Genomic DNA, 19765 nt, shown 5'->3' with positions numbered 1-19765 from the left:
ACCCCCTCGATCTCACGGAGCCATCTCTCCATCATGCTCAAGATGGTGTGCTGCTGAAGGCGCTGTGCCGATGTGGGGCGAGGTTGGCTCAGTTTCAGGTTCGAACTATCGGCGGCAGGTGCAACCGGACCACGGGGGCAACCTTCGGCTCCATCGTGATCACACCGTTGTGAACTGGTAAGAGCAGCCGCCCAGGCGGGCTCCCAGCCGTCCGAAACGGTTTGAGCGCCGATCCACTCCCAGAGCAGCGCCAGCGCGACCCAGCGCCTCTCCTGAGCAACCGCTTCGCTATCTGTGTCGAGGGAACGGACGAGGTGGCTTTGCCCGATCGCGGCTCGGAGGTGAACCGGAACTCTGAGGCGGACGAACCAGCGCCCGCGACGGCATTGCAGGTACTCCGCACGGCGCACTGCGGACCTCACCCCCAATACGGCCACGGTGACACAGTGTCAGCGTGTGAGCCGTTGGAAGCGAGAAAAAAACCAAGTCCAGCAATAGCTTAAAGGGACTTGGCGGAGAGAGAGGGATTCGAACCCTCGATACGGTTGCCCGTATACACGCGTTCCAGGCGTGCGCCTTCAACCACTCGGCCACCTCTCCGGGCCAGATCTGCGGGGCGCTGGGCGCCCGTGCAGGTCGGGTGCCGTCCTCTAGCGGGGCTGGGGCCGCGGCGCAAGCGCGAGATCGTCGGAGCGGCGAATTCCTGTCGGGCCGGGGAGGGGAAGATCGGACGCCGGACGAAGGGCCGCTGCAACCTGTGCAGGGTATCGGCCGTTTCGATCAACGGCCGGCGCGTCCGCGGCGGCCGGCCGGAATCGGCCGAGCGACACCAGGAGACAGCCCCCGGACCCCGCGCCCCTCCCGGGTGGGCGTCCGGATCGGGCCCGACCGGCAAGGACAGGCGACGTGAGAACGGGCGACATGGGAAACGACACCGTGACTGCCAAGGACGAGCGGCCCGTGGTCCTGGTCGTGGAGGACGAGGCGCTGACGATCATGGATCTCAGCGACGTCCTGGACGCGGCCGGCTACGAGGCGCTGCAATCGGCCTCGGCCGAGCGGGCGCTGGGCCTCCTGACCGCGCGCACGGACATCGTCGCGCTGATCACCGATGTGGAGCTGTCCGGCAAGACCGATGGCTTCGACCTCGCCCGCGCGGCCGAGCAGATGCGGCCCGACCTGCCGATCGTCGTGGTCTCGGGGCGCAGCAAGCCGGATCCGGAGCGGATGCCGTCCCATGCCCGCTTCGTCGCCCGGCCCTGCCGCGGCGACGACATCCTCGACGTCCTCAGGACCCTGATGAATCCCTGAGCGGGGCGCCTCACGTCGGGGCGACGGCCGGGCCCGGCTGCGGCGGCTCGGCCAGCCAGACCTCGACCGGGGCGCAGGCCGGCCCGAAATCGAGGATCAGGTTGCGCAGCCGGCGCGCCGGATGGCCCGCCTCGGCGGGCATGTCGACGGTCTCGCCCACGGCCCGCAGGACGCCCTCGATCCTGTGTCGACCCAGGGTCAGGCTGACGGGCGTCCCGCTGCAGGTGTCCACGCTTCCTCTCCTCTCACTGTCAACTGGATAACGCTGAGCGGGAGGGCGCGGTCCATCCGCGAGTCGATCACGGTTACGGCTTGGTCACCTGCGTGCGCGACTCGCGAGATTGCAGTTCGAGGTTGAATCGCTGTCCGGATCAGGCCCTGCCGGTCTTCAGGGCGCGCAGCCGCCGCGCCCCCGTCTCGGCCGGGTTGCCGGGCGGGGAGAGGCGGCGCTCGATCGCCTCGAACTGGCGGCCCTGGGCCTTCAGGAGAAGGCGCAGGGCCGCGATGCTGGCCTGGAGATCCCGGGCATCCCCGAGCGGGTCGAGGGTCGGCGAAGCGGTCGTCGCGTGAGTCGGCATGGCCGCCATCACGGGCGGACAGGCTTAACGGTCGGTTAAAAAACCCCGTCGCGCGGGGGCGCGGCGGGGCTCCGTTGTGAAAATATTCCGTCCTCGCCCGGAGGGGCCGGGACGGCGGGCCTCAGCTGCCGGCGCGCTCGCGCAGGGCCGGGATGAACAGGTCCTGCCAGGTGGCGGGCTTGGTCTTCATGATGCCGGCCCGGTTCATGAAGGTGACGAACTCCATGATGCCGTGCGGGGTCGCCGAGAACTTGCTGTCGGGATCGTCGAGGATCTGGGCGACCTCCTGGGGCGACACCTTCACCTTCGAGGCGCGGGCGAAGATCTCGGCGGTCTCGGCCTTGTTGGTGGTGATGAAGTCGCAGGCCTCGTCGAGGGCGGCCAGGAAGGCCAGGGTCGTCTTCGGGTTCGCCTCGGTGAAGCGCTTGAGCGCGAACACCACGTCGAGGGTGATGTTGCCGAAGATCTGCGACGCCTTGAGGATCGTGCGGACCTTCGGGTCGGCCCGCTCGACGTTGGTGAAGGGCGGCGAGGCGAAGTGGCCGACGATCTCGGTCCGGCCGGACAGCAGCGCGGCGACCGCCTCGGGGTGGGGCAGGCCGACGGTGCTCGAATCGAGCTTGGTGTAGTTCTCCGGCCCGAACTGCTTGGCGACCGCCATCTGCAGCACCACCGCGGCGAGCGAGGTCTTGATGCCGGGGATCGCGATCTTGTCCTTCGGGGTGAAGTCGGCGAGCGACTTGATCTCCGGCTTGTTGACGTTGAGGTCGAGGGCGGTGGCCGACATGCCCGAGACGCCGATCACCTCGGTCTTCGGGCTGCCGCGGCCCTTCGACCACAGCGCCAGGAAGCCCGGCGCGCCGGTGCCGGCGATGTCGAGCGAACCGGCGATCATCGCATCGTTGATGACGTTGCCGCCGTCGAGCGTCAGCCAGGTCACCTTGACGTCGCCGAGCCCCGCCTTGGCGGCCTGGGACTCGAGGAACTTCTTCTCCTGCATCACGAAGAGCGGCAGGTAGAGGACGCCGTAGCCCTTCGAGATGCGGATCTCCGACACTTCGGCGCGGAGCGGGCCGAGGCCCATCGTGAGCGCCAGGGCGGCGCCGGCGGCGAGGCCGAGGAGCTTGCGTGCGAACATGGGGTCCTCCCGTTTTCGTCGTTCTTGCCGTGGTGCTTGCGGGGCATCTCTGCCCCCTGGGCCGCGGGAGGTCCAGGGGGCGTGGGCGTTAGAGCATTTTCCGACGAAGTGGATGCCGGTTCGTCGTGGAAAATGCGGCGAAATCAAAGACCTAGAGAGCTTCGCGATTGCAACGCGATCGTGAAGCTCTCTAGTGCTGCATGCCCCAGCGGCGGATCGTCTTCTTCTCGATGTTGGCGAAGATCACGTTCTCGACGAACAAGCCGATCATGATCACGGTGAACAGGCCGGCGAAGACGTTGGTGGTCTCGAGCGCGTTGCGGTTCTCGAAGATGTACCAGCCGAGCCCGCCCGAGCCCGAGGAGACGCCGAAGACCAGCTCCGCGGCGATCAGCGTGCGCCAGGCGAAGGCCCAGCCGACCTTGAGGCCGGTGAGGATCGACGGGAAGGCCGCCGGGATCAGGATCGCCCGCACCAGGGACAGGTTGCGCAGGCCGTAGTTCAGCCCGACCATCCGCAGCGTGTTCGAGACCGAGCGGAAGCCCGCATGGGTGTTGAGCGCGATCGCCCACAGCACCGAGTGGACCAGCACGAAGACCACGCTGCCCTGGCCGAGGCCGAACCAGATCAGCGCCAGCGGCAGCAGCGCGATCGCCGGCAGCGGGTTGAACATCGCCGTCAGCGTCTCGAGCAGGTCGGTGCCGATCCGCGAGCCGATGGCCATCGTGGTGAGCAGGGCGGCCAGCACGATGCCGATGCCGTAGCCGATGGCGAGGGTCTGGAGCGACACCAGCGCCTTGGTGGGGATCTCGCCGCTGAGAATCGCGGCGGCGAAGGCCTCGACGGTCGCCGAGAAGGTCGGGAACAGCAGCGGGTTGTCGAGCCAGCGGCCATAGGCCTCCCAGACCACCGCCAGCACCGCGAGGACGGCGGCCTTGCGCAGCCAGCTCTGGCGGTAGGCGAGTTCGGCGAAGGACAGGCGCTGCTCGACGCTGACGGCGCCCGAGGCGGAGGTCTCGCGCACGATCTCGGGCCGCTGCGCCAGCGGCGGGGAGGCGAGGGGCGGGGAGGCGAGGGGCGGGGCGGCGAGTGGTGGTGAGGAAAGCGGGGCCAGGGTGGCGGTCACGGCGTGTCTCCCGGATCGTGTGATTGTCAGGCGAACAGCATGTCGTTGATGCGGGTCTCGAGGGCGCCCTGCGCGGCGGTGCCCAGTTCCGAGACCGGCAGGCTGTTGAGCTCGGCCTTCACCTGGCCCGGATGGGGCGAGAGCAGGAGGATGCGGGTGCCGACTTTGATCGCCTCCTCGATCGAGTGGGTGACGAACAGCACCGTGAACCGGGTGTCGTCCCACAGGCGCAGGAGCTCGTCCTGCATCCTGCGCCGGGTCAGCGCGTCGAGGGCCGCGAAGGGCTCGTCCATCAGCAGGATGTCGGGTTCCATCGCCATGCCGCGGGCGATGGCGACGCGCTGCTTCATGCCGCCCGACAGCATGTGGGGGAAGGAATCGGCGAACTTCGCCAGGCCGACCTTCTCGATGTAGGACATCGCCCGGTCCATGGCCTCCGTGCCGGTGGCGCGGCCGCTGGCGGTCAGCGCGAAGGCGACGTTCTGCTTGACCGTCTTCCACGGCAGGAGCTGGTCGAATTCCTGAAAGACCATCATCCGGTCGGGGCCGGGCTCGGTGACCTTGCGGCCCTTGAGCTTGATCTCGCCCTCGACGGGGGTCATGTAGCCGCCGATCGCCTTGAGCAGGGTGGACTTGCCGCAGCCCGACGGCCCGAGGAGGATGTAGCGGTCGCCCGGCATCACCTCGAAATCGACCCGGTAGGTCGCGGTGACCAGATGATCGGTCGTCTTGTACTGGAGCGTGACGCCCTCGACCTGGAGCAGCGGCTCGGGAACGATGGTCGGACGTGCGTTCATGGCTTTGCCTCCCCGGATCTTCGTCGCTTGGCCCTGCTTCCTGGCGGCATGCGCTTGGCCGGGCATTGGAGCGTGGGGTAGGGTCCGAACCTGTCGCCGACCTGACGGATATCTCCACCGGCCCGACGAAGAGGAACTTTTGTGCGCATCCTGCTCGTCGAGGACACGCGGGACGTCGGCGAGGCCATCGCGGTGCGCCTGCGGGCCCTCGGCCACGCGGTCGACTGGGAGATGGACGGAGAGGCCGGCGACGCGCTGCTCGCGGTCCAGGCCTACGACCTCGTGATCCTCGACGTGAACCTGCCGGGGCTCGACGGCTTCGCGATCCTCAAGCGGCTGCGGGCGCGCCGCGGGCCGGTGCCGGTGCTGGTGCTTACCGCCCGCTCGGAGGTCGACGACCGGGTCGGTGCGCTCGATCTCGGTGCCGACGACTACCTGGTGAAGCCGTTCGACTTCCGCGAGCTGGAAGCTCGGGTCCGTGCCCTCCTGCGCCGCAACAGCGGGCATGCCGACAACGCGCTGATCCTCGGCAACCTGCGCCTCGACCGGGAGGCCCGCAGCGCCAGCGTGGCGGGCGAGGCCCTCGACCTGACGCGGCGCGAATGGACCCTGATCGAGATCCTGGCGGCGCGGCCGGGCCGGATCTTTCCCAAGGGCGAATTGCTGGAGCGGGTCTTCGCCCTCGACGAGGAATCGAGCGAGAACGCCGTCGAGCAGATCGTGGCGCGGCTGCGCCGCAAGCTCGCCGCCGCCGGGGCCGAGGCCGAGATCCGCACCCTGCGGGGGCTCGGCTACCAGGTCGTCGGCCCGGAGGCATGATCCTGCGCGGCTCCTCGCTGTTTGCCCGCCTCGTCGCGGTGCTTGCCCTGGTGCTCGCGGTCGGCGCCGGGCTGCTCCTCGTCGCCGCCTGGGCCTCGGCGCGGCTCGCCGCCGACGAGGCCTACGACCGGCTTCTCGTCGGAGCGGCGCTCCAGATCGCCGAGACCATCGCCAGCGACGGGCGCGAGATCTCGGTCGACCCGCCGTTCTCGGCCTTCGAGACCCTCGGCCTCAGCCCCCGCGACCGGATCTTCTACAAGGTGCTCGATCCCGCCGACGGCCTGCTCACCGGCGACGCCGACCTCGCCGTGCCGGTGGACCGGGCCCGCCTCGCGGCGGGACCCGTGCTGCTCGACGCCGAGCATCGCGGCCAGGCGGTGCGGGCGGTGGTGGCCGGGCGCTACGTGCCGGATGCCGCGAAGGCGGGCTTCGCCGTCGTGGTGGTGGCCCAGACCCGCGAAGCGCGCAATGGGCTCGCCCGGGCGCTCACCGTCAAGGCGAGCCTGATGGTGCTGGCGATGAGCGCGCTGGCCCTCGTTGCCGTCGCGGTGGCGGTGCGTACCGCCCTGCGGCCGTTGCGTGCCATCGAAGGCGTGCTGGCGGCCCGCGGGCCCAACGACCTCCAGCCGCTCGGCCTCGCTGCCCCGCGGGAGATCCACCTGCTCGTCGCTTCGATCGATCACTTCATGGGCCGGCTGTCGGGCCATGTCGCGGTGATGAAGCGCTTCATCGCGGATGCGGCGCACCAGATCCGCACGCCGCTGACCGCGCTCTCCGCCCAGCTCGACCTCCTGTCGCGCGAGACCGACGAGGGGCGCCGGCGCGACCAGCTCGCCCGCATCCGCGCGCGTACCGCCGAGCTCGGCCACCTCACCAACCAGCTCCTCAACCACGCCATGGTGATCCACCGCGCCCGCTCCGTCGCCTTCGACCCGGTCGACGTGGCGGGGCTCGCCCGCCGCACCCTGATCGAGGCGGTGCAGCAGCAGCCCGGCGACCGGGCGGTCGATGTCGGCTACGAGGGCCCCGAGGAGGCGGTGACGATCCCGGGCGACGCGATCGCGCTGCGCGAGGCTGTGTCGAACCTGATCCACAACGCCTACAAGCACGGCGCCCGCCGCCGGCTCACCGTCCGGGTCGGGCGCGAGCGCGGCCGGGTGCTGCTGGCGGTGGAGGATGACGGGCCCGGCATCCCGACCGGGGAATGGGCCCGGGTGCGCGAGCCGTTCCGGGCCGCTGCCGGCGGCGCGGTCGGGTCCGGCCTCGGCCTCTCGATCGCCGCCGAGGTCGCCGCGGCCCATAGCGGCGAGATGCGCTTCGAGACCCATTCCGAGCGGGGCTTCTCGGTGATCCTGTCCCTGCCCGACGGAGTGGAGGCATGATCGGCCGCCTCGCCCGGGCGCTGGCCCCGCGCCTCGCCCCGTTCCTCGTCCTCCTGGCCGCCGGGGCGGCGGGCGCCGAGGAGGTGACCCGCTTCCCGGCGAGCGAGCACGAGCGTACGGTATTGACGATCCGCGCCGCGGCGGATGCCGACGCGATGGCGCCGCTGATCCGCGACTACCAGCAGCTCTATCCGGACGTGACCGTGGTCTACCACGAATACGTCACCGCCGACCTGTTCGGCGAGGTGGCGGCGGCCTGCGCCGCGGGCCGGGCGGCGCGCGACTACCCCGCCGACGTGGTGATCTCCTCCTCGGTCGACCACCTGATCAAGCTCGCCAACGACGGCTGCGCCCGGGCCCACCGCTCCTTCGAGACCGCCCGCCAGCCCGACTGGGCGGCCTGGCGCGACGAGGTGTTCGGCTTCACCACCGAGCCGGCGGTGATCGCCTACCGGCCCGACCTCGTGCCGCCCGAGGACGTGCCGCACAGCCGGGTCGCCCTCGTCGACCTGCTGCGGCGCAAGCCCGAGGCCTATGCCGGCAGGATCGGCTCCTACGACATCACCCTGTCGGGCATCGGCTACCTGTTCGCCGCCTACGACGCCCGGGCGGCCGCCACCTACGGCCGCCTCGTCGAGGCCTTCGGCCGGGCGGATCTGCGGGTGCGGTGCTGCACCGGCGACCTGATCGCCGACCTCGAGGCCGGGCGGATCGTCATCGGCTACAACCTGCTCGGCTCCTACGTCTACCGGGCGATGCGGCGCGGCGCCCGGATCGGGCTCGTCGTGCCGCGGGACTACACCCTGGTGCTCAGCCGCGCCGTCCTGGTGCCGGTCACCGCCCGGGCGGTGGGCGACGCCTTCGCGTTCGTGGACTACCTGCTGTCGGCCCGCGGCCAGAAGGTCTCGCGCGAGGAGGCGTTCTTCTTCGACCGCACCGGCCCGCTGCCCTCCGGCGTCGAGGGCCCGCCGAGCCTCGCCACCGCCGGCATCCTGCGGCCGATCACCGTCGGGCCGGTGCTGCTCGCGGTGCAGGACCGGGCCAAGCGCGCCCGCTTCCTCGCCGAGTGGCGCCAGTCGATCGGCGCGGAGGCGCCCCGCGGCGGACCGCGGCGGCAAGAGCCGTGATGTCGCCGTGACGTCGCCGTGATGTCGCCGGCGCGGCCCCGAATCGCGCCTCTTCGCGCCCGGGCCGAATCGGCTTAGCATTGCCGCCCGTGATCCGGCCCCGTCACGAGAGGCCGGACATCGGAGGAAGCATCGGATGCAGGACCCGGTTCGCATCACCGTGCGGCCCGATGGCCGCTACACGCTCTATCGCGGCGAGACGCCGCTGATCTTCGGCCTCAGCCGCGACATGGCGTTCAGCCTCGCCGAGAGCTGCGGCGTCGTCATCGAGCGCGCCTACAGCATCAACTGAGCGGAAGGATCGACGAGCTGCGGCGCCTCCAGGGCGCCGCTCCTCACGCTTCGTCGCGGGGCTGCAGTCGCGGCCAGACCAGTCCGGCGGCGAGCGAGGCCGCCGAGCCGCAGCCGCAGCCGACGACCTTCACCATGAAGTCGGCGATCCGGCCGTGCCGGGTCGGTTCGAGGAGCTGGAACGCCTCAAGGGCGCCCGCAGCCGCGATCGTCAGCAGCAGGACCCGCCAGCGGTGACGCGGATAGCCGACCGCGAACAGGAAGCCGAGCAGCGCGAAGGCGCCGAACCGCTCGACCGAGACCGGCGCGCCGCTGACCGGCCGGTAGCCGATCGGCGCGACGGTCGCGGCCACGATGGCGGCCAGGATCAGCCAGCCGAGGAGGCGAGACGCTCGGGACATGGGACGGAAGACCCGTGCGGGCGTGGACGGCCCGGATAGCGGAAGGACGCGCTGGGCCCGGTGCCGGACCGCCCCGGGCCGCGCGATCCTGGCTCGAAATGGTTACGATCCCGCCCGAGGGATGTGCGTCGCCGTGTCGGGCGAAGCGCGGTCGGGCGGGGCCCGGTCACGGGAGGCTCGGCGCCACCAGCGCGCCCTCGGCGCCACCGCTGCCCGGCGCGAACGCCACCCGGTCGCCGTCGAGGCGGGCCCGCCCGCTCGCCACCAGGGCGAGGGCCGCGGGGTAGAGCCGGTGCTCCTGCACCAGCACCCGGGCGCTCAGGGCGTCCTCGTCGTCGTCGGGCAGCACCGGCACGGCGGCCTGGGCGACGATCGGGCCGGCATCGAGCTCGGGCACCACGAAGTGGACCGTGCAGCCGTGGACCCGCACGCCGGCCGCGAGCGCCTGGGCGTGGGTGTGGGTGCCGCGAAACAGCGGCAGCAGGGAGGGGTGGATGTTGAGCATCCGCCCGGCCCAGGCCTCGACGAACCAGGGCGTGAGCACCCGCATGAAGCCGGCGAGCACCAGGAACTCGACGCCGTGGCGGCGCAGGGCCGCGTCGAGCGCCCGCTCGAAGGCGGCCCGGTCGGGATGGGCCCGGTGGTCGACCGCCTCGGTGGCGATGCCGGCCTCCGCCGCCCGGGCGAGGCCCGGCGCGTCGGGCCGGTTCGAGGCGACGAGGACGATTTCGGCCGGGTAGTCCGGCGCCCGCGCGGCCTCGAGCAGCGTCGCCATGTTGGAGCCGCGGCCCGAGATCAGGATGCCGACCTTGGCCCGCGCGCTCATAGGGCGAGGCGCCCCGAATAGGTCACCGGGCTCTCGCCCCGCTCGGTGATCCGGCCGAGGCGAACCGACGTCTCGCCGGCCGCCTGGAGCGCCCGCTCGACCGCCTCGGCTTGCGCCGGATCGACCACCACCACCATGCCGATGCCGCAGTTGAAGGTGCGCAGCATCTCGGCCTCGGCGACGTTGCCCTCCCGGGCGAGCCAGCCGAAGACCGGGGGCACGCTCACCGCGTCGAGGTCGAGCGCGATGCCGACGCCGTCCGGCAGGACGCGGGGCAGGTTGTCGGGAAAGCCGCCGCCGGTGATGTGGGCGAGCGCCTTGATGGCGCCGTGGCCGGTGGCCTTGAGCGCCGCCAGCAGCGGCTTGACGTAGATGCGGGTCGGCTCGAGCAAGGCCTCGCCGAGGCGCTTGCCCGCCGCGAACGGCGCGGGCGCGTCGTAGCCGAGGCCGGAGGCCGCCACGATCCGGCGCACCAGCGAGAACCCGTTCGAGTGCACGCCCGAGGAGGGCAGGCCCAGCACCACGTCGCCCGGCGCGATGCCGGCGACCGGCAGGAGCGCGCCGCGCTCGGCGGCGCCGACCGAGAACCCGGCGAGGTCGTAGTCGGACCCGTCGTAGAGGCCCGGCATCTCGGCGGTCTCGCCGCCGATCAGCGCGCAGCCGGCCTGGCGGCAGCCCTCGGCGATGCCCTTGACGATGTCGGCGCCCACGCCCGGCACCAGCTTGCCGGTGGCGTAGTAGTCGAGGAAGAACAGCGGTTCGGCGCCCTGCACGATGATGTCGTTGACGCACATCGCCACGAGGTCGATGCCGATCGTGGCATGGCGCCCGGTCTCGATCGCGATCTTGACCTTGGTGCCGACGCCGTCGTTGGCCGCGACCAGGATCGGGTCCTTGAAGCCCGCGGCCTTCAGGTCGAACAGGCCGCCGAAGCCGCCGATCTCCGCATCCGCTCCCGGCCGGCGGGTCGCCCGCACCAGGGGCTTGATCGCCTCGACCATGGCGTTGCCGGCATCGATGTCGACGCCCGCCTCCGCGTAGGTCATCCCGTTCTGGCGCTCGCCCGTCGTCATCCCTCGACCCTTCGCCTCGATCCTTGCCATGCTGCGACCGCTCTTAGCCGCTCTTGCCCGAGACCGCGAGTCGGGGCAGCCCAGAGGAACCATGACGCTGACGAAGAGCCTGTTTCGATCGCTGCCGAACCTGATCACCGCCGCCCGCCTCGCCCTGGTGCCGGTCGTCGTCTGGGCGATCGCCCGCGAGGCCTGGGGCGCGGCGTTCCTGGTCTTCGCCCTCGCGGGGATCTCGGACGGGATCGACGGGTTCCTCGCCCGCCGCTACGCCCTCGCGAGCCGCCTCGGCGCGATCCTCGATCCGCTCGCCGACAAGGCCCTGATGCTCGCCGTGCTGGTGAGCCTGACGCTCGCCGGGCTCGTGCCGGCCTGGTTCCCGGCGGTGCTCGTCGCCCGCGACGCCGTGATGGTGGCGGGGGCCGGTCTCGCCCGGCTCGCCGGCCGGTCGCTGGCGAGCCCGCCGCTCCTCGTCGGCAAGCTCAACACCGCCTGCCAGATCGCCTTCCTGGCCTGGCTCCTCGGCAGCCGGGCGCTCGGCATCGCCGCGACGGGGGCGGAGGCGGTCGCGATGCCGGCGCTGGCCGGGCTGTCGGTCGTCTCGGCCCTGGTCCAGGGCGTTCGCGCCCTGCGGGGAGGGGACGCCGGTCGGGCTTCGAGCGAGCCCGTCAGTTGATGGCGCAGAACCCGGCGCCCGAGCCGAACACCCGGCCGGTGGTGCACCAGGGCTTGGCCGGCGCCGGGCTCGGGGCGGGCGCCGGGGCGGCGTCGCGCCGGATGACGGGGGCGGTGGTGCCGGTCGTGATCGGCTCCGGCCCGTCGGCGGCGGCCGTGCGCAGGCGCGGCATCTCGGAGGCTACGACGGGGGCGGCCGCGGGAGCGGCATGGCTGCGGGTGATGAAGGAGAAGCCGCCGCGCCGGCCCTTGGCCTCCGCGGGGGCCGCGGCGGCGAGGACCCCGAGGGCGGCCAGCCCGACCATCAGACCTGCACGCATCGTTCCGCCCCCAAACCGCTCGTTCCAGACGGGCGTCATCGTCTCAGGCAAGCGTTAAGCGGCCGCCCTCTTCGATCGGCGGCATTCGACGCATCCCGGCAATCCACACCCGTCCTTCAGGTGGATTCGCGGAGGGATCCGGCGGCCGGGTTCAGCGCTTGCGCAGCCACAGGCTGGTCTCGAAGGCGCCCTCCGGCAGCGGCAGGCGCGCCAGGACGCCGTCGAGGGGCCAGCCGCCCCGGGTCGCGACGTAGCGGCTGGCGAAAAGCGGCGCGTAGGCGCCGCCCTGGAGCAGCGCGCCGACCAGCAATTGCTCGTTGTAGCCGCGCCAGGCCCAGGAGGCCGGGTAGGCGTCCGGCAGGAAGATGTCGTGCAGGTGCACGATCACGCCGGAGCGCAGGCGCGGCAGCACGTCGAGGATCAGCCGGTCGACGTCGGTGCCCGGCATCGCGACGTGGCTCGAATCGATGAACAGCATGTCGCCGGGGTCGAGCCCGGCCGCTTCTTCCGCGTCCGCCGGTCCGAACAGCCGCGCCTCGTGGCGCAGGCCGAGGCCCGAGAGCGGCGCCCGGGGCGCGGGATCGATGCAGGTGATCGCGGTCGTAAGGCTGCCGTCGCGGACGGCCTGCGCGAGGAAGCGGGTCGAATGGCCCGAGCCGATCTCGACGATGCGTGCCGGCCGCTCGCGCCGCACCAGGGCGTAGGCGGCGGCGGCGTCGAGGCGGGGGAACCAGTCCTGGGCGAAGCGCGCCGGCCGCTCGCCGACGAGGCCGGGGCCGCCTTGCGCGATGCGGGCGAGGTCCGGGGCAAGCGCCTCGATCTCGGCCAGCACGGACCGGAAGGCCGGCTCGGCCTCGCAAAAGAGCGGGCGGAGGGCCGGGTAGCCCTCCGCCCGTGCCGCACCGGCATGCCGGTACGGGATCAGGAAGCCGCCCGCCGGCAGGCCGAGCAGGGCGCGGAGACCGAGCCCGGCGCGGCGCAGGCGGGTGCGGGTCATACCGCCTTGCGCACCTTCAGGTCGCGGCCCTGGACGTCGCGCAGGTCCGGGGTGATGCCGGGGCCGTCGACCGGCGGCGGCGGCACGTTCGGGGGCGATTTCGCCTTGCTGCTCAGGGCGTCGGCGAGGCGGCCGCGCTCGAACAGCAGCACCACGCCGATCGCCAGGGCGAAGGGCACCAGCAGGTAGAACAGGCGGAAGATCAGGACGGCGGCGAGCACGTCGGTCTTCGGCAGGTCCGGCATCGCCGTGATGAAGACGAGTTCGAACACCCCGATGCCGCCCGGGGCGTTGGAGACCAGCGCGACCGAGAACGAGGCGAGGAACACCGCCAGCACCACGAGGAAGCCCGGGTTCCCGGCCTCCGGCAGGGCGAAGTAGATGATGCCGGCGGCGCCCAAGAGCTCGAGCGGGGCGGCGATCAGCTGGCGGCCCATGATGTTGGGGCGCGGATACTCGATCTTGAACGAGCGGATGTGCAGCGGCCGGAAGTGCAGGATCGAGCCGATGACGTAGAGCGCCACGAAGCCGAGGAGCCCGAAGCCGACGAGGCGGGCGGTGGTCGGGCTCGCCAGCACCGGCGGCAGCAGGCTCGCCACGCGCTGCAGGAGCTCGGGCTCGAGCACCAGCACCAGGCCGCCGAGGAATGCCGTGCCGAGGCCGAAGGTGAAGGAGCAGAGCGCCACCAGCACCGCCACCTGGGCGGTGGAGAGGCCCTTCGACGTGTAGGCGCGGTAGCGCACCACCGCGCCGGAGAACACCGAGGCGCCGATGTTGTGCGACAGCGCGTAGGTGGTGAAGGAGCAGACCGAGACGAAGAGCCAGGAGATGCCCTTCACGCCGAGATGCAGGAGCGCGATCCGGTCGTACCAGGCCAAAGCCGCGTAGGCGACCAGGGTCGAGAGGACGGCGAGCGCGTAGCGGTGCGGCGGGATCGCCGCGAGGCTCGCCTTCACGTCGGCGAAGGACAGGCCCTTCAGCAGGTGCCACAGCAGATAGACGGAGACCACGACGGCCCCGAGGCCGATGACCGGCCAGATGAAATCCTTGATCTTCTTCATCGCGGTCCCGTCGCGTCCCCATTCTCGCGCGCGCTTCTGCCCGACCCTGCGGAGGACCGCAAGAACGGCGCCGCGCCGACGGCCCCTCCTTTCATGGGATCGTGACGGTTTCGTGCCGGTCCCGCGGCGGCATCGGTCCGCCGCCGGCGTCATACGCTTTCCGATTGATCGCTTCGCGATGAGGAAAGCGGCTTCGCTCAGATGCCGCGTGCGTCGAGCCAGTCGAGCAGCAGGCGGGCGACGCCCTCCGAGCCGAGATCGAGCTGCAGGAAGTGGGCGATGCCCGGCACCGAGCGGTGCTCGGCCCCGTGGTAGAGCGCCGTGCGCCAGGTCGTCGCCGGCCAGATCATCCGGTCGTCGGCGCCGCCGAGGACCAGCGACGGCACGCCCGCGAAGGCCGCCGAGAGCGGCAGCATCGGCCAATGCGCCTCGGCCAGCGCCGTCGGGCTCTCGGCCGACATCCGGGCGGCGTAGTTCTGGGCGCGCTCCAGCGGCAATCCTTCTGAGAACAGCCAGTGCCGGGCGAGCGCCACCGCGGGCTCGCGGCCCGGCAGCAGCGAGCCCGCAAGCGCCTCGACCCAGAAGCCCGCATCCGTCATGGCGATGCGCGGGCCGACCACGCCGAGACCCTCCGGCGGCAGGGACGCCATCAGCACGAGGCCGCGCAGCGGCACCCGGCCCAGCAGCCGCTGGGCCAGCAGCCCGCCGAGGGAATGCCCGACGAGCACCGGCGGCTCGCCCCATTGCGCCAGAGCCAGGCTCACGTCGGCGAGGTAGTCGGACAGGGTGGCATCGCGCAGTTGCCGCCCGCCCTGGCTGCGGCCGTGGCCGCGCAGGCTCACCGCGGCGGCGCGGCGGCCGCGCCGGGCGAGGTGGGGCAGAAAGATCTCCTCGAACATCCAGGCGCCGCCGAAGGCGCCGTGGACGAAGAGCAGGGGGGCGCCGCGGGGCTCGCCCGCCGGCTCGGCCTCGATCCATTCGAGGGCCGGACCGTCGCGGCGCTCGATCAGGCGGTGCGAGATCCGGGCCCGGGGCTCGGTGACGACGGTGAAGCGGCGTCGATCCCGCGCCTGTGCCTCGTGCATGCCCGTGCCTTCTTCGACGATGCGATGGGCGGTCCGCCACCCGGGGCCGCGATCGAGTCCCGGGTCACCTAACGGCCGAGCCCGGTTCGCCCAGCCTCGCCGGAGCGAATCGCTGCCCTGCGCCAGCCTCGCACGAGAAAGCTTGACACAAGGGAAACGGGTCCGCCCCCTCCCTGTATCCGCGACAGGAGACGCCCCCGCCGTGAGCGACGCCCCGACCGACGATCCCCGCCTGCGCCTCGACGGCCACACCCCGATCCCGCCGACCCACGTCGCCGCGGTGGTGACCTACCTGGAGATGACGGCGCCGCCATCGCGCCCCGGGGCGGAGCGAGAGCCACTGCCGCTCTCGCCGATCGGTGCCGACCTCGCCCGCTACCGGGCCCTCTACGCGGCGATCGGTACGCCCTGGCTGTGGTTCGGCCGCGCCGGCATGACGGACGAGGCCCTGACGGCGATCCTCGGCGACCCGGAGGTGGAGGCCCTGGCGCTGACCGAGGACGGGCGCGACGTCGGCCTCCTCGAACTCGACCGGAGGACGCCCGGCGAAGTGAACCTCGCCTATTTCGGCCTCGTCCCGGACGCGGTCGGCAGCGGGCGCGGCCGGCGGCTGATGGACGAGGCGGTGCGCCGGGCCTTCGCGGAGCCGATCCGCCGGTTCTGGGTCCATACCTGCACCCTCGACCATCCGGGTGCGGTGGCGTTCTACCAGCGCTCGGGCTTTCGCCCCTACGCGCGGGCGATCGAGGTGGCGCCCGATCCGCGCCTCACCGGCGCGCTCCCCCGCGAGGCCGGGCAGGTGCCGCTCCTCGTCGGGTAAGGCGAGGCCCGGGCGGTCTCGCGCCCGGGCACCCGCTCACGCCGCGATCTCGATCCGCGCCTCGACCCCGAGCAGCCGCCCGAGGCCGCGCAGGCGGTTCGACAGGCGGTCGCTGGCGAGGTCCTTCAGGTCCTGCGGCAGGGTGAGGACGATCACGCCGTCGCGCATGGCGAGCGGCGTGCGCGGCAGGATGCCCTCCATCGCCACCGAGACCGGGAAGGCGACGCGCAGGACCGCACCCAGCAGCCGTGCCTGCTCGAACAGCCGCGGGCCGGCGAGCTGGCGCAGCAGCGGGCTCGCCTTCTCGGGGGCGACGCCCTCGTGGCGGAAGAACACCGCCACGGCGAGATAGGCCCGGCCCGGATGGTCGATGCCCACGAAGGAGGCGTGGGCGATGACGTTGAGGCTCTGCTCGCCGCGATAGTCGGGATGGGTACGCCAGCCGACATCGGCCAGCAGACAGGCGGCGTGGCGCAACCGGCGCTCGTCGGCGGTCTCCGGCGTCGACAGGCTCGCCATGAAGGCGTCGGTCCAGGCCTGGAGTTCGGGGCCGTGGCCGGGGCTGCGGCAGCGCAGGCGGTTGAGCTCGGCGGCGGCGAGCAGCAGCGGGTCGCGGGCACGCGCCGCGTCGTCGAGCTTTTCGTAGAGCAGGCCCTCGCGCACGCCGGTGGCCGAGATCGCGATCTCGCGCGGCTTCCCCGAGCGGATCACCTCTTCCAGCACCACCGCCCCGTAGGCGAGAAGCGGCCGGCGGGCTTCCGACACGCTCTCGACGGCGGCGAGCGTCGCGGCCTCGGACTGCTCGACGACCTGCAGGAACGACAGCTCGTCGTTCGGCTCGATGGCGTAGCCGTGCATGACGTGCAGGCGGTAGTCCCGCGCCGCCTGGTGAAGGCGGGCGAGCGCCCGCCAGGTGCCGCCGACGGCGTAGAAGGTGCGGCCCTTCAGGGTGTCGAGCTGCGGGCCCGCCTTCTTGAGGGCTTCGGCGGCGATCTTGCGGGCCTTCTTCAGCGAGCCGCCGCTGAGGTCCTGCAGCGCCAGGCCGCCGAGCGGCATGGTCACGCCGCTGCCGACCGCCGAGCCGCGCAGGTCGACGAGCTCCAGGCTGCCGCCGCCGAGATCGCCGACGACGCCGTCCGGCGCGTGGAAGCCCGAGATGATGCCGTAGGCCGAGAGCTCCGCCTCGCGCCGGCCCGACAGCAGCTCGATCGGGTGGCCGCAGGCGGCCGCGGCTGCCTCCAGGAAGGCCGGGCCGTTCTCGGCGTCGCGGGCGGCGGCGGTGGCGAGCACGAAGACCTGGCCGACATGCATCGCCTCGCACAGCACCCGGAAGCGGGCGAGCGCCTGGAGGGCGCGGCGCACCGCCTCCTCGTTGAGGCGGCCGGTGGTCAGCACGTTGCGGCCGAGGCCGCACAGGACCTTCTCGTTGTAGAGCGGCGTCGGCGCCCGGCTGATGCCCGAATAGGCGACCAGCCGGACGGAGTTCGAGCCGATGTCAATGATCGCGACGGGGGCGCCGGGCTCGATCCGGGCGAGCGCGGCTTCGTTGAGGGCGGTCTGATCCAGGCCCATCCAGGTCCTCATGACGGGAGCGCCGCCGGACGGACGGCCCCGGGGACCGGCCCCGGCGGCCGCGTCAGGCGCGCTGGGCGCGCCGGCTGAGCGCGCGCGGACTCGATTTCTTCGATGCCTTCCCGCGCCCCGACAGGCTCGGGTTGGTCATGAAATATTTATGCGCGTTGAAGGGCTCCTCGCCCTCTGCGGGCTCGATCCGCTCGCTCGCGCCCGACGCCAGTACACGCCAGCTCTGCTGGTTGTCGAGGAGATTCGCCATCATGATCTGGTCGAGCACCTGCTGGTGCACGGTCGGGTTGAGGATCGGCAGCATTGCCTCCACCCGACGATCGAGGTTGCGGCTCATCAGGTCCGCCGACGAGATGTAGACCCGGGCCTTGGGGTGGGGCAGCCCGGCGCCGTTGCCGAAGGCGTAGACCCGGCCGTGCTCCAGGAAGCGCCCGACGATCGACTTGACCCGGATGTTCTCCGACAGGCCCGGCACGCCGGGACGCAGGCAGCAGATGCCCCGCACCACGCAGTCGATCGGCACGCCGGCGGCGCTGGCGTCGTAGAGCGCGTCGATGATCTGGGTGTCGACGAGCGAGTTGCACTTGATCCAGATCGCCGCCGGGCGGCCGGCCTTGGCGTGCGCGATCTCCTCGGCGATGTGCTCGAGGAGGCGCGCCTTCAGGGTCAGCGGCGAGACCGCCATCCGCTCCAGCTCCGCCGGCTCGGCGTAGCCGGTGATGAAGTTGAAGATCCGCGAGACGTCGCGGCCGATCACCGGGTCGGCGGTGAAGAACGACAGGTCGGTGTAGATGCGCGCCGTGATCGGGTGGTAGTTGCCGGTGCCGACGTGGCAGTAGCTCACCAGGCGGTCGCCCTCGCGGCGCACCACCATCGAGAGCTTGGCGTGGGTCTTCAGCTCGATGAAGCCGAACACCACCTGGGCGCCGGCCTTCTCGAGGTTGCGCGCCCAGCGGATGTTGGCCTCCTCGTCGAAGCGCGCCTTCAGCTCGACGAGGGCCGTCACCGACTTGCCGGCTTCCGCCGCCTCGGCGAGCGCCGCGACGATCGGGGAGTTCGACGAGGTGCGGTAGAGCGTCTGCTTGATCGCCACCACGTTCGGGTCGCGGGCGGCCTGCGACAGGAACTGCACCACCGAGTCGAACGACTCGTAGGGATGGTGGACGATGAAGTCCTTCTGGCGGATCGCCGCGAAGCAATCGCCGCCGCTCTCGCGGATGCGCTCGGGGAAGCGCGGGTTGTAGGGCTTGAACTTCAGGTCCGGCCGGTCGATCCCGACGATCTGCGACAACTCGTTGAGGGCGAGCATCCCCTCGACCACGAACACGGCGTCGGCGGCGATCTCGAGTTCGTCGGCCACGAAGGTGCGCAGATCCTCCGGCATGGTCGCGACGACCTCGAGCCGGATCACCACGCCGCGGCGGCGCTGCTTCAGCGCCGTCTCGAAGTGCCGCACCAGGTCCTCGGCCTCCTCCTCGATCTCGAGGTCGGAATCGCGAACCACCCGGAAGCCGCCCTGGCCCTTGACCAGGTAGCCCGGGAAGAGGCGGCTCGTGAACAGCACGATCACCTGCTCGATGGCGATGAACCGGGCGGTGCCGGTCTGGCCGAGATCGGGCAGGCGCACGAAGCGGTCGATGATCGAGGGCAGGCGGATCAGCGCCCGCAGCGCCCGGGCGTCCCGCGGCCGCACCAGGGTGAGCGCGATGGTCGAGCCGAGATTCGGGATGAACGGAAAGGGATGGGCCGGATCGATGGCGAGCGGCGTCAGCACCGGGAAGATGTGCTGGAGGAAGTAGTCTTCCAGCCAGGCCGCCTCTTCCGCCGACAGGTCCATCGCCTCGACGAGGTCGATGCCCTCGTGGTGGAGCGCCTCGCGCAGCTCGCGCCAGCGGCCCTGCTGGTCGCGGGCGAGGCCGGTGACCTCGGCGTCGATGCGGGCGAGCTGCTCGGCCGGGGAGAGGCCGTCGGCGGACGGCGCGGTGAGGCCGGCGCGGACCTGGTCGTGCAGGCCGGCGACCCGCACCATGAAGAACTCGTCGAGGTTGTTGGCCGAGATCGACAGGAAGCGCAGCTGCTCCAGCAGCGGGTGGCCGGTATTCGAGGCCTCCTCCAGAACCCGACGGTTGAACTGCAGCCAGGACAATTCGCGGTTGACGAAGCGCCCGGGCTCGTGGCGCAGCGCCAGGCCGGCCTCGACCGCCTCGGCCTTGGCCAGGCGGGCCGCCTCCTGCGCCGCCTGCGCCTCGTCGGCCACCCGCACGGCGTCGGGGGCGGTCAGCCCTTCCCTCGCCTCGTGGCGGACATCTCCGTTCGTCGCAGGCGTCGCCTCGGTCTCGTCGAGGACCGGGATGGCA

Annotated in this window: 21 protein-coding genes and 1 tRNA gene; 7 read left to right on the top strand and 15 right to left on the bottom strand. The window is 71.9% G+C overall.

Annotated elements, in window-relative coordinates:
- Positions 1-510: 510 nt before the first annotated feature.
- Positions 511-600: transfer RNA gene (locus BMX97_RS26105), tRNA-Ser, on the bottom strand.
- 321 nt (positions 601-921) lie between these two features.
- Here BMX97_RS26105 and BMX97_RS26100 point away from each other — a divergent pair.
- On the top strand, positions 922-1311 hold the full coding sequence (locus BMX97_RS26100) for a response regulator (protein ID WP_091754101.1): 390 nt from the start codon (positions 922-924) through the stop codon (positions 1309-1311).
- Between the two features lie 10 nt (positions 1312-1321).
- Here the strand turns inward: BMX97_RS26100 and BMX97_RS26095 are convergent, their stop codons facing one another.
- The 5 genes from BMX97_RS26095 to BMX97_RS26075 all read right to left on the bottom strand — a co-directional run bounded on the left by BMX97_RS26095 (position 1322) and on the right by BMX97_RS26075 (position 4950).
- A complete protein-coding gene (locus tag BMX97_RS26095) occupies positions 1322-1543 on the bottom strand; it encodes a hypothetical protein (RefSeq protein ID WP_091754100.1) in 222 nt (73 codons plus the stop codon).
- A gap of 139 nt (positions 1544-1682) precedes the next feature.
- Positions 1683-1889, bottom strand: a complete 207-nt coding sequence (locus BMX97_RS26090; protein WP_143074716.1) for a hypothetical protein — start codon at positions 1887-1889, stop codon at positions 1683-1685.
- A 121-nt stretch (positions 1890-2010) separates the two neighbouring features.
- Complete coding sequence (locus BMX97_RS26085) at positions 2011-3027, bottom strand: ABC transporter substrate-binding protein (RefSeq protein WP_091754098.1); 1017 nt, start codon at positions 3025-3027, stop codon at positions 2011-2013.
- A 190-nt stretch (positions 3028-3217) separates the two neighbouring features.
- Positions 3218-4072 (bottom strand): ABC transporter permease, encoded by an 855-nt coding sequence (locus BMX97_RS26080; protein WP_091754114.1) that lies wholly within the window; start codon positions 4070-4072, stop codon positions 3218-3220.
- A gap of 107 nt (positions 4073-4179) precedes the next feature.
- Entirely contained in the window at positions 4180-4950 is a 771-nt protein-coding gene (locus BMX97_RS26075; protein ID WP_091754097.1) for an ABC transporter ATP-binding protein, read from the bottom strand.
- Between the two features lie 141 nt (positions 4951-5091).
- Here BMX97_RS26075 and BMX97_RS26070 point away from each other — a divergent pair, with 141 nt between their 5' ends.
- The 4 genes from BMX97_RS26070 to BMX97_RS33175 all read left to right on the top strand — a co-directional run bounded on the left by BMX97_RS26070 (position 5092) and on the right by BMX97_RS33175 (position 8570).
- A complete protein-coding gene (locus BMX97_RS26070) occupies positions 5092-5769 on the top strand; it encodes a response regulator transcription factor (RefSeq protein ID WP_091754096.1) in 678 nt (225 codons plus the stop codon).
- On the top strand, positions 5766-7151 hold the full coding sequence (locus BMX97_RS26065) for a sensor histidine kinase (protein ID WP_091754095.1): 1386 nt from the start codon (positions 5766-5768) through the stop codon (positions 7149-7151). Before BMX97_RS26070 ends, BMX97_RS26065 begins: the two co-directional genes overlap by 4 nt.
- On the top strand, positions 7148-8278 hold the full coding sequence (locus BMX97_RS26060; RefSeq protein WP_091754094.1) for an ABC transporter substrate-binding protein: 1131 nt from the start codon (positions 7148-7150) through the stop codon (positions 8276-8278). Before BMX97_RS26065 ends, BMX97_RS26060 begins: the two co-directional genes overlap by 4 nt.
- A gap of 136 nt (positions 8279-8414) precedes the next feature.
- Positions 8415-8570 (top strand): hypothetical protein, encoded by a 156-nt coding sequence (locus BMX97_RS33175; protein WP_165602118.1) that lies wholly within the window; start codon positions 8415-8417, stop codon positions 8568-8570.
- A gap of 43 nt (positions 8571-8613) precedes the next feature.
- On the opposite strand, the gene BMX97_RS26055 is transcribed toward BMX97_RS33175, so the two are convergent.
- The 3 genes from BMX97_RS26055 to purM form a co-directional block, all read right to left on the bottom strand.
- Entirely contained in the window at positions 8614-8970 is a 357-nt protein-coding gene (locus BMX97_RS26055) for a VanZ family protein (RefSeq protein ID WP_091754093.1), read from the bottom strand.
- A gap of 166 nt (positions 8971-9136) precedes the next feature.
- Positions 9137-9796, bottom strand: coding sequence for a phosphoribosylglycinamide formyltransferase (purN, locus tag BMX97_RS26050; RefSeq protein WP_091754092.1), 660 nt, complete (start codon positions 9794-9796; stop codon positions 9137-9139).
- Complete coding sequence (gene purM, locus BMX97_RS26045) at positions 9793-10869, bottom strand: phosphoribosylformylglycinamidine cyclo-ligase (RefSeq protein WP_091754091.1); 1077 nt, start codon at positions 10867-10869, stop codon at positions 9793-9795. The genes purN and purM overlap by 4 nt, the downstream gene beginning before the upstream one ends.
- A 91-nt stretch (positions 10870-10960) precedes the next feature.
- Here purM and BMX97_RS26040 point away from each other — a divergent pair, with 91 nt between their 5' ends.
- On the top strand, positions 10961-11542 hold the full coding sequence (locus BMX97_RS26040) for a CDP-alcohol phosphatidyltransferase family protein (protein WP_091754090.1): 582 nt from the start codon (positions 10961-10963) through the stop codon (positions 11540-11542).
- Here BMX97_RS26040 and BMX97_RS26035 read toward each other — a convergent pair.
- The 4 genes from BMX97_RS26035 to BMX97_RS26020 all read right to left on the bottom strand — a co-directional run bounded on the left by BMX97_RS26035 (position 11535) and on the right by BMX97_RS26020 (position 15004).
- The gene (locus BMX97_RS26035; protein ID WP_091754089.1) at positions 11535-11861 is read right to left on the bottom strand and encodes a hypothetical protein; all 327 of its coding nucleotides are present in this window, start codon (positions 11859-11861) and stop codon (positions 11535-11537) included. The two genes, BMX97_RS26040 and BMX97_RS26035, sit on opposite strands and share 8 nt — an antisense overlap.
- 151 nt (positions 11862-12012) lie before the next feature.
- On the bottom strand, positions 12013-12858 hold the full coding sequence (locus BMX97_RS26030; protein ID WP_091754088.1) for a class I SAM-dependent methyltransferase: 846 nt from the start codon (positions 12856-12858) through the stop codon (positions 12013-12015).
- Positions 12855-13919: a lysylphosphatidylglycerol synthase domain-containing protein gene (locus BMX97_RS26025; protein WP_091754087.1), complete on the bottom strand. Its 1065-nt coding sequence runs from the start codon at positions 13917-13919 to the stop codon at positions 12855-12857. Before BMX97_RS26025 ends, BMX97_RS26030 begins: the two co-directional genes overlap by 4 nt.
- Positions 13920-14116: 197 nt before the next feature.
- Entirely contained in the window at positions 14117-15004 is an 888-nt protein-coding gene (locus tag BMX97_RS26020) for an alpha/beta hydrolase (protein ID WP_091754086.1), read from the bottom strand.
- A 202-nt stretch (positions 15005-15206) separates the two neighbouring features.
- Between BMX97_RS26020 and BMX97_RS26015 the strand changes: the two genes are divergently transcribed.
- A complete protein-coding gene (locus tag BMX97_RS26015; RefSeq protein ID WP_244538650.1) occupies positions 15207-15824 on the top strand; it encodes a GNAT family N-acetyltransferase in 618 nt (205 codons plus the stop codon).
- A gap of 36 nt (positions 15825-15860) precedes the next feature.
- Here the strand turns inward: BMX97_RS26015 and ppx are convergent, their stop codons facing one another.
- Both ppx and BMX97_RS26005 read right to left on the bottom strand, forming a co-directional pair.
- Complete coding sequence (gene ppx, locus BMX97_RS26010) at positions 15861-17396, bottom strand: exopolyphosphatase (RefSeq protein ID WP_091754085.1); 1536 nt, start codon at positions 17394-17396, stop codon at positions 15861-15863.
- A gap of 64 nt (positions 17397-17460) precedes the next feature.
- On the bottom strand, positions 17461-19665 hold the full coding sequence (locus BMX97_RS26005) for an RNA degradosome polyphosphate kinase (protein WP_244538653.1): 2205 nt from the start codon (positions 19663-19665) through the stop codon (positions 17461-17463).
- Positions 19666-19765 lie beyond the last annotated feature (100 nt).

Source organism: Methylobacterium sp. ap11 (genome assembly GCF_900110515.1).
Lineage (GTDB): Bacteria > Pseudomonadota > Alphaproteobacteria > Rhizobiales > Beijerinckiaceae > Methylobacterium > Methylobacterium ajmalii.
This window is presented reverse-complemented; position numbering and strand designations above follow the sequence as displayed.